This window comes from Algoriphagus faecimaris, from assembly GCF_900101705.1.
Taxonomy (GTDB): domain Bacteria; phylum Bacteroidota; class Bacteroidia; order Cytophagales; family Cyclobacteriaceae; genus Algoriphagus; species Algoriphagus faecimaris.
Map to the genome: position 1 here is coordinate 128,256 of NZ_FNAC01000010.1, position 7,516 is coordinate 135,771.

6 protein-coding genes are annotated in these 7,516 nt (G+C 42.7%); 4 read left to right on the forward strand and 2 right to left on the reverse strand.

The window, feature by feature from the left end; genetic code table 11:
* Positions 1-67: 67 nt before the first annotated feature.
* Positions 68-628 (reverse strand): fasciclin domain-containing protein, encoded by a 561-nt coding sequence (locus tag BLQ57_RS07370; RefSeq protein WP_087938593.1) that lies wholly within the window; start codon positions 626-628, stop codon positions 68-70.
* Between the two features lie 130 nt (positions 629-758).
* On the opposite strand from BLQ57_RS07370, the gene BLQ57_RS07375 reads away from it, so the two are divergent.
* The 4 genes from BLQ57_RS07375 (at position 759) to secDF (ending at position 5,426) form a co-directional block, all read left to right on the forward strand.
* Entirely contained in the window at positions 759-1,340 is a 582-nt protein-coding gene (locus BLQ57_RS07375) for a non-canonical purine NTP diphosphatase (RefSeq protein ID WP_087938592.1), read from the forward strand.
* 21 nt (positions 1,341-1,361) lie between these two features.
* Positions 1,362-1,982 carry a uridine kinase gene (gene udk / locus BLQ57_RS07380; protein ID WP_087938591.1) on the forward strand — a complete coding sequence of 207 codons (621 nt, stop codon included), beginning with the start codon at positions 1,362-1,364 and terminating at the stop codon, positions 1,980-1,982.
* A gap of 57 nt (positions 1,983-2,039) precedes the next feature.
* A complete protein-coding gene (locus tag BLQ57_RS07385) occupies positions 2,040-2,384 on the forward strand; it encodes a hypothetical protein (protein ID WP_087938590.1) in 345 nt (114 codons plus the stop codon).
* 93 nt (positions 2,385-2,477) lie between these two features.
* The gene (secDF, locus tag BLQ57_RS07390; RefSeq protein ID WP_087938589.1) at positions 2,478-5,426 is read left to right on the forward strand and encodes a protein translocase subunit SecDF; all 2,949 of its coding nucleotides are present in this window, start codon (positions 2,478-2,480) and stop codon (positions 5,424-5,426) included.
* A 77-nt stretch (positions 5,427-5,503) separates the two neighbouring features.
* On the opposite strand, the gene BLQ57_RS07395 is transcribed toward secDF, so the two are convergent.
* Positions 5,504-7,177 carry a PQQ-dependent sugar dehydrogenase gene (locus BLQ57_RS07395; RefSeq protein ID WP_087938588.1) on the reverse strand — a complete coding sequence of 558 codons (1,674 nt, stop codon included), beginning with the start codon at positions 7,175-7,177 and terminating at the stop codon, positions 5,504-5,506.
* Between the last annotated feature and the right edge of the window lie 339 nt (positions 7,178-7,516).

The following is a 7,516-nucleotide window of genomic DNA, read 5'->3' on the forward strand; positions in this document are numbered from 1 at the left end:
CTGAAATCATTTAATAGAAAAACCCTGCTAATTCAATTTAGCAGGGTTTTTTTGAATGAATTGGAATTTACATTTTGGGAAGGACGACCGAATCGACAGAGTGGATCACTCCATTGGACTGCCATACGTCGGCGATGGTTACTTTGGACTGTCCTCCATTTTCATCCGTGATGTACAGCTCTTTGCCTTTCATCCACGCAGTCAGTTTGCCACCTTGTACCGTAGTCAAGACAGCTTTTCCATTTCCTTTTTTGATAGCATCGGCGATGTCTTTGGAACCCATTTTTCCTGCTACGACATGATAGGTCAATACTGCGGTCAATTGACCTTTGTTTTCAGGTTTTAAAAGTGTCTCTACTGTTCCTTCAGGCAATTTGGCGAAGGCGGAATTTTCCGGAGCAAAAACAGTAAATGGTCCAGCACCTTGAAGCGTCTCCACCAATCCTGCCGCTTTTACAGCAGCTACAAGTGTGGTGTGATCATCTGAATTCACGGCATTTTCCACGATGTTTTTGGAAGGATACATGGGGGCACCACCGACTTCTACGGTTTTTTCCATTTGGGCATAAGCTAGATTAGCTGACAAAAAGGCAAATGCTACGAGGGCTACTTTGAATAGTTTGTTCATGATCTTTATATTTTTTGATTTGGACTGAAATACGAGACTGGACCATGGATTGGATTTTTGGCCATGGATTATTTTTTCTAAGCCAACTGTTCTGACTTCCTTCTCCCATCAAAAATTCTATTTTTGAAATATGAAAATTTGCTTTGCCACAAATAATGCTCACAAGATCGAAGAGGTGAAAGCCGCCTTGGGCGAAAAATACCAAATCGTTTCCCTCTCCGAGATCGGCTGCCAGGAAGAGCTGCCTGAGACTGGAAATACGCTGGAGTATAATGCTTTCCAAAAAGCCCGCTATGTCAAGGATAATTATGGTGTGGATTGTTTCGCCGATGATACAGGCTTAGAAGTGATAGCATTGAATGGTGCTCCCGGAGTGTATTCTGGAAGATATGCCGGAGAAACCCGATCCGATCAGCGAAATATGGATTTGCTGTTGGAAAATCTAAAAGGTATAAAATCCCGTGAAGCCCGGTTTCGTACAGTGATTGCCTTGATTTTGGAAGGGAAAGAATACCAATTCGAAGGAATAGCTGAGGGAGAAATTTTAGAAGAACGCGTGGGAGAAAAAGGCTTTGGTTATGACCCGGTTTTTCGTCCTTTGGGCTATGATCGGACCTTTGCTGAGCTGAGTATGGTGGAGAAAAATGAAATTTCCCATCGCGGAAAGGCCGTTAAGGCATTGATTGACTTTTTGAATCAAGGGAAATTCTGAAAATCATTTACCTTTGTTCCCATGCAAAAACCATTTATCGTCGGGATTACCGGAGGTTCTGCCTCGGGAAAGACATTGTTTTTGGAGCGATTGCTCAGCACCTTTGAGCCCGGCGAGGTTTGTTTGATTTCTCAAGACAACTATTACAAACCGCGGCATATGCAGCCCATCGATGCTCAAGGGGTGCATAATTTTGATATGCCGCAAAGTATAGATTTTGAGCAGTATGCTTCCGATATTAAAAGACTGCAAGCAGGAGAGACGATTCAGCGAGAAGAATACACCTTTAACAATGCCGCCAAAAAGCCCAAGATGCTCACTTTTGCTTCGGCTCCTGTGATTGTGGTAGAGGGGATTTTTGTTTTGTATTATCCGGAATTGGCCAAATTGCTTGATCTTAAAATCTTTATAGACGCCAAAGATTACATCCGACTGAAGCGAAGAATCATCCGCGACAAAGTGGAGCGTGGTTACGATCTGGACGATGTGCTCTATCGGTATGAGATGCATGTGATGCCCACTTACGAGAAATACATCGACCCTTTTAAGAATGATGCTGATTTGATTGTACCTAATAATCAAAGTTTTGACAAAGCACTGGACGTAATCCGTACGTTTCTATGGGCCAAGTCGGGTCGATAATGCAAAAAATCAGCTTGGGACTGTTTGAATTTCAAATATTGGCTATATTTGCCCCTCATGAATTCCAAGAAACAAAATAACAAACTGATTCAGCAACGCCTCATGGTGGTACTTGCGCTTCTGCTTTGCTTTTTTGTGTCTTCTGTAGAGTACACCGGATATGAAGAGTCGCTCCATTCCGAGCAACAGACTCCAGCGGACACTCAGGATACTTTTTTAAGTGTAGCGGTAGATGCGGTAGTTCCCTTTGCTTTGGAAGTGACGCAGACTGCCTTTTACTTAATTTATGAAATCGTCAACTTTGAGCCCCGTTCATTTGCGGAGGATATTGTAGAGCTTTTTGACTATAATCAGCACGTACAAATACTTTTTGAGCGGATTATTTCCACCAAGGGTCCGTAATCACTACTTCTTTCTCAAAACTCATTCAGATCAGTCTTGATGACTGTCTGCTATTTCTGTGTATTTCCTAATCAATAATTAATATAATTTCTCATGCAAAACAAAGGTGTCATTGTGTTTTTGACAGTGATTATTACAGCGCTTTGTCTGTATTATCTGTCATTCACATTTGTATCTAACGGCATTCAGCAGCGCGCAAATGAATATGCGACGGATGCCAACGGCAATATTGACTTTGTCGAAAGAAGAGCTTATCTGGATTCGATCTGGAGAGAGCCGGTTTACAATTTTCTAGGAGCTAATTTCACCTACCAAGAGATCAAGGAAACTGAGCTTGGACTAGGTTTGGATTTACAAGGGGGTATGCACGTGACCTTGGAAGTATCTCCTGTTGAGATCGTCAAGGGTATAGCTGGTAATCCCAAAGATCCTGGTTTTAATAAATCTGTGGACGATGCACGGGAAGTAGCGAAAACGTCCAATGATAAGTTTGTGGATATTTTCTACGCCGAGTGGCAAAAAAATAATCCGGGCAAAAACCTAAGCGCCATTTTTGCCACCGCGGCAAATAGAGGAAGAATATCCCTAGAGACTTCCGATAGTGAGATTCTCGAAATCATCAATAATGAAGTAGAAAATGCGATTGATCGATCTTTCAATATTTTGAGAACTCGGATCGACCGATTTGGTACTTCTCAGCCAAACATTCAGCGTATTCAGGGTTCAGGCCGTATTCAGATCGAATTGCCCGGTGTAGACAACCAAGAGCGGGTGAGAAACCTGCTTCAGGGAGTAGCTAAGCTTCAATTCTGGGAAGTGGCTGAAATCAACGAAATCGCAGGGGCTTTAGATGCAATCAATTCATCGTGGGTGGCTGACAATCAAGGAGCTGAAGAGCCTACCGAAGAGTATGTGGAAGGAATGTCCGAAGAGGACTCACTTCGAATTGCATTGGAAAAGCAATTGGCTGAGATCGATCCATTGAGACAAGGGAATGACATTTCCCCAATTTACAGTTTGCTTCAGCCTAACATGGGCTTAGCCTACCAAGTAAGAGATACGGTGATCATCAACCGTATTTTAAATAATGAAAACTACAAGCCACTTATCCCTAGAGATATCAAATTGCTCTGGGGAGTAAAACCTTTTGTTACCGAAGATGGCACAGAAGTACTTGAGCTTTACGCCATCAATTCGCCAAGAGGCACAGATCAGGCTCCGCTAGAAGGAGATGTAGTGACAGATGCTCGTCAGGTCTTGGATCAGACCTCCCGACCTGCAGTATCTATGCAGATGAATGCAGAAGGTGCCCGTAAATGGAGATCTTTGACAGGCTCCAATATCGGAAGAAGAATCGCAGTAGTATTAGATGACTACGTCTATACCGCTCCTGTGGTAAATGGAGAAATTCCTTCAGGTCAATCAGAGATTTCGGGTAACTTCTCTCTTCAGGAAGCTCAAGATTTGGCCAATATCCTAAAGTCAGGTTCGCTTCCAGCTCCTACTCAAATCGTAGAAGAAAGTATTATCGGCCCGACACTGGGTAAAGAAGCTCAGAGTCAAGGTATCTTCTCAATGATAGCTGGCTTGGTTATCGTGGTGCTTTTCATGGTGGCTTATTATGCTAAAGGAGGTCTGATTGCTATCTCTGCATTGGTTTTCAACATCTTCTTCATCCTTGGAATTCTAGCTCAACTAGGTGCGGCTTTGACTTTGCCGGGTATTGCAGGTATCGTATTGACCATCGGTATGTCGATTGATGCGAACGTACTGATTTTTGAGCGTATCAAAGAAGAACTCAGGAATGGTGCCGGCCTTTTGGCAGCTATCAATGCTGGTTACAACAAAGCATTCTCAGCCATTCTTGACTCCAATGTGACGACTTTCCTTACAGGTGCAATTCTGTATGCTTTGGGACAGGGTCCGGTTAAAGGATTCGCTATTGTCTTGATGATTGGTATTGCGTCTTCTTTCTTCTCTGCAGTATTTATCACAAGAGTTATTGTCTCTTGGATGAGCAAAAAAGGAGATAAGAGCTCCATCAGTTTTGCTACGCCATTTGCAAAAAATGCACTCAGTGCTTTGAATTTTGATTTCTTGGCGAAGCGGAAAACAGCCTATTTGATCTCTTCGGGAATTATTATAATAGGATTGGCAACTGCTGCTATCAATGGCTTAAAATTCGGTGTGGATTTCACAGGAGGTCGATCCTATATTGTGGCTTTTGATGAGCCGGTTAATCCTTCTGATTTGAAAGTTGGTTTAGACGGAGAGTTTGACGGATCAGTTGAAGTGAAAACTTACGGCTCCAATAATGTGCTCAAAGTGACCACTTCCTATCTCATCAATGACGATGACGACGAGTCCAATAAAGCAGTAGAAGAAAAAGTAAAATCCGGAATCGCTACCGTGACAGGATTTAACTTCTCAGATGACGCTACTAACCTTGCAGCAGATCAGTTTGCGATTACAGGCTCTTCCAAAGTCGGCGCTACAGTAGCGGATGATATCAAAGCTTCTTCCGCTGAGGCAATGCTAGCGGCCTTGGTGGCGATCTTCTTGTATATCTTAATAAGATTCCGCAAGTGGCAATTCTCCTTGGCCTCTATTGTGGCTTTGATTCACGATACCTTATTTGTGATTGCTGCTTTTGCGATTGCAAGTGCTTTTGGAGCTACTTTCGAAATCGATCAAGTATTTATCGCGGCTGTATTGACGGTGATTGGTTATTCGATCAATGATACCGTAATTGTGTTTGACAGGATTCGTGAAAACATCGAACTCAGAGGCACTAATAAGCTTGTGAAAGTATTTAATGAAGCGATCAATCAGACCTTAGGAAGAACCTTAATCACTTCATTCACGACCTTAATCGTGGTGATTGTCCTACTGATATTCGGTGGAGAAGTATTGAGAGGATTCTCATTCGCACTATTTATCGGAGTCTTGGTAGGTACTTATTCTTCTGTATATATCGCTACGCCTATCGTAGTGGATTTGATGAAAAAGGAATTAGAAAAAGAAAAAGAGAAAGTTGCTTAATTCACCCCTAGTACCGAAAACGGCCCATGAATTTCATGGGCCGTTTTTTTTATCTAAATTCTAATAAGAATCATGCTCTACCGGTCTTTTACTTTATAGATTTTACCATCAGCCTTGGTCATTAAATAGAGTTGGCCTGCAGCATCTTGACCAAATTTAAGATCGACCCGGTCATTCCCACAAAGCTCTCGAAGCTCCTGAGTTTTCCCTTCAAAGCTTACTTTCCAGCTTTTTACTTCCGGAGTGCCGGGCTCTTCCAAATCAGCAAAAAACAGTTTCCCACTTGGCACATCTCCAAATACCCATTTTCCTTTGAGCAGACCATTTTGGATAAAGTACCCTCCGATAATGGCATTGAGTTCATCATGATCAAGCTGAATCACAGGATAAACTGCCTCAAGCTTCTCATCGTCTTCAGGAAGCGGAAATATCTCAGCCATATTGCCATAGGCGTCAATGACAAAAGTCCCTTCCCGCTGTGGCCATCCATAGAATTTACCTGCTTCGACAAGATTGAGCTCTTCGATTTGATGATGACCGATATCTGTAGCATACATTTTCCCTTTTGGACTCCAAAATATTCGGTTTGGATTTCGGAATCCATATGCATAGACTTCCCCGGCCTTTTGCTTTTGAGTGTAAAAGGGATTGCTTTTCGGAATGCCATATTTCCCATTTTTACTGTTTTTTCCTCTTGGATCTATCCTCAGGATACTGCTCCAAACTCTTCTGCCTCCATGATCTGCCAAAAAGGGAAATCCACTTTCGGCACTTCCTCCGTCTCCTATTCCGATATAAAGTAATCCGTAATCCTCTTCATCTTTTTGAGCCTCCGGCCGGAAGGTGAGTTCCTGCATGCCGTGGATTTGAGTGACCACATCTATCCGAAGCAGCTCACGGCCTATTCCCTCAAAAGGCCTCTGCTCGGGCAAGTCAGTTTTCCATTCTGTGAGCACCCATTGCATCAGCACAGGGATGCTGTCTTCGTAACCAAAATCAGCTGGTTCGGTACCTCCCGGTTCGGTGTGTGAAGTATAGAGCAATCCGTTTTGGTCAAATTCAGGATGAAAAGCATAGCTGCCAAATCCAGTAGCTAAACCTGGCTTGGAAATCAGTTTTGGGCGAAGTTTTTTAAGATCCAGATAGACCTCGGGTTGATCGGATATTAATTCATAGAGGATGCCATGCTGGTCTTGAACGAAAGTTCTATTTGACTTAAATGCGGATTCCAACTTAGTAATTTTGGCTAGAGGCGCTACACTGTCACTGAGAGGGATTTGGGTGTAAAACTCTAAATCCAAAAGGATTCCCGAATCTTTGACTTTTTCTGGGATGGGGTCCAATAGTGAGTTAGAGTTGATAGGCTTAGGGGCTTCGGAATAGCTATTTAAATAAGCTAGTAATGCATCAAGATCTGCAGCCTTCAGGTGTGAAAAAGAAGGCATATAGCTTTTGTATTGTGCCAATAGTGCCGTTGCTCTCGGGTCATTTTCCTCAAAAAGACGATTTGGGTTAGCTATAAATCTTTTGATCCAGTCACTTTCCACTTGTCTCGTCAGTCCGCTTAAGTTAGGTCCTATTGCCGCTTGAGTGAAATTGTGACAGGCCGAACAGTTTTCCTCGAAAAGAACCTTCCCTACGCTAATCAGCTCTTTGTCTTCAGAAATTGCTGTGGATTGGGTACTGTTCTGACTTTTACCACACGAAAAACAGATCCAAAGGAGAACTAAAGGCAAATAGCTGTTTTTCATGTGTTTATAATTTGTTTCTTTTTCATTTTTAGGTAAAGGAATAAAAAGACGCTAAGAAGTTAAATTTTCATGTTCATGCTCACGGCAATACTCCTGTGTGCTTAGCGTCTGATGTCAATTTCATGTACGGGGTTTCGTTGTTTTCACAACGATGTTTCAACCTCCAGTAAAAACCGACCTTTGTTTTTTTATGCTACCTTTTCCTTGTTCAGTTCCACTCCAAGTTCCCTGAGTTTGTCCAGGTAATGTTGGATCTGTCTGTCCTTCTTTCGGCTTTCCAAGTATTCTGCTCCGAGTTCTTTGTATGCTGTTTTGTCCTTCAGGATGAAGTAGGCCGCT

Excerpts from the sequence above, each read along its gene's own strand:
- BLQ57_RS07375 (WP_087938592.1), top strand. The coding sequence starts at position 759 with ATGAAAATTTGCTTTGCCACAAATAATGCTCACAAGATCGAAGAGGTG.
- BLQ57_RS07370 (WP_087938593.1), bottom strand. The coding sequence starts at position 628 with ATGAACAAACTATTCAAAGTAGCCCTCGTAGCATTTGCCTTTTTGTCA.
- udk (WP_087938591.1), top strand. The coding sequence starts at position 1,362 with ATGCAAAAACCATTTATCGTCGGGATTACCGGAGGTTCTGCCTCGGGA.
- BLQ57_RS07385 (WP_087938590.1), top strand. The coding sequence starts at position 2,040 with ATGAATTCCAAGAAACAAAATAACAAACTGATTCAGCAACGCCTCATG.
- secDF (WP_087938589.1), top strand. The coding sequence starts at position 2,478 with ATGCAAAACAAAGGTGTCATTGTGTTTTTGACAGTGATTATTACAGCG.
- BLQ57_RS07395 (WP_087938588.1), bottom strand. The coding sequence starts at position 7,177 with ATGAAAAACAGCTATTTGCCTTTAGTTCTCCTTTGGATCTGTTTTTCG.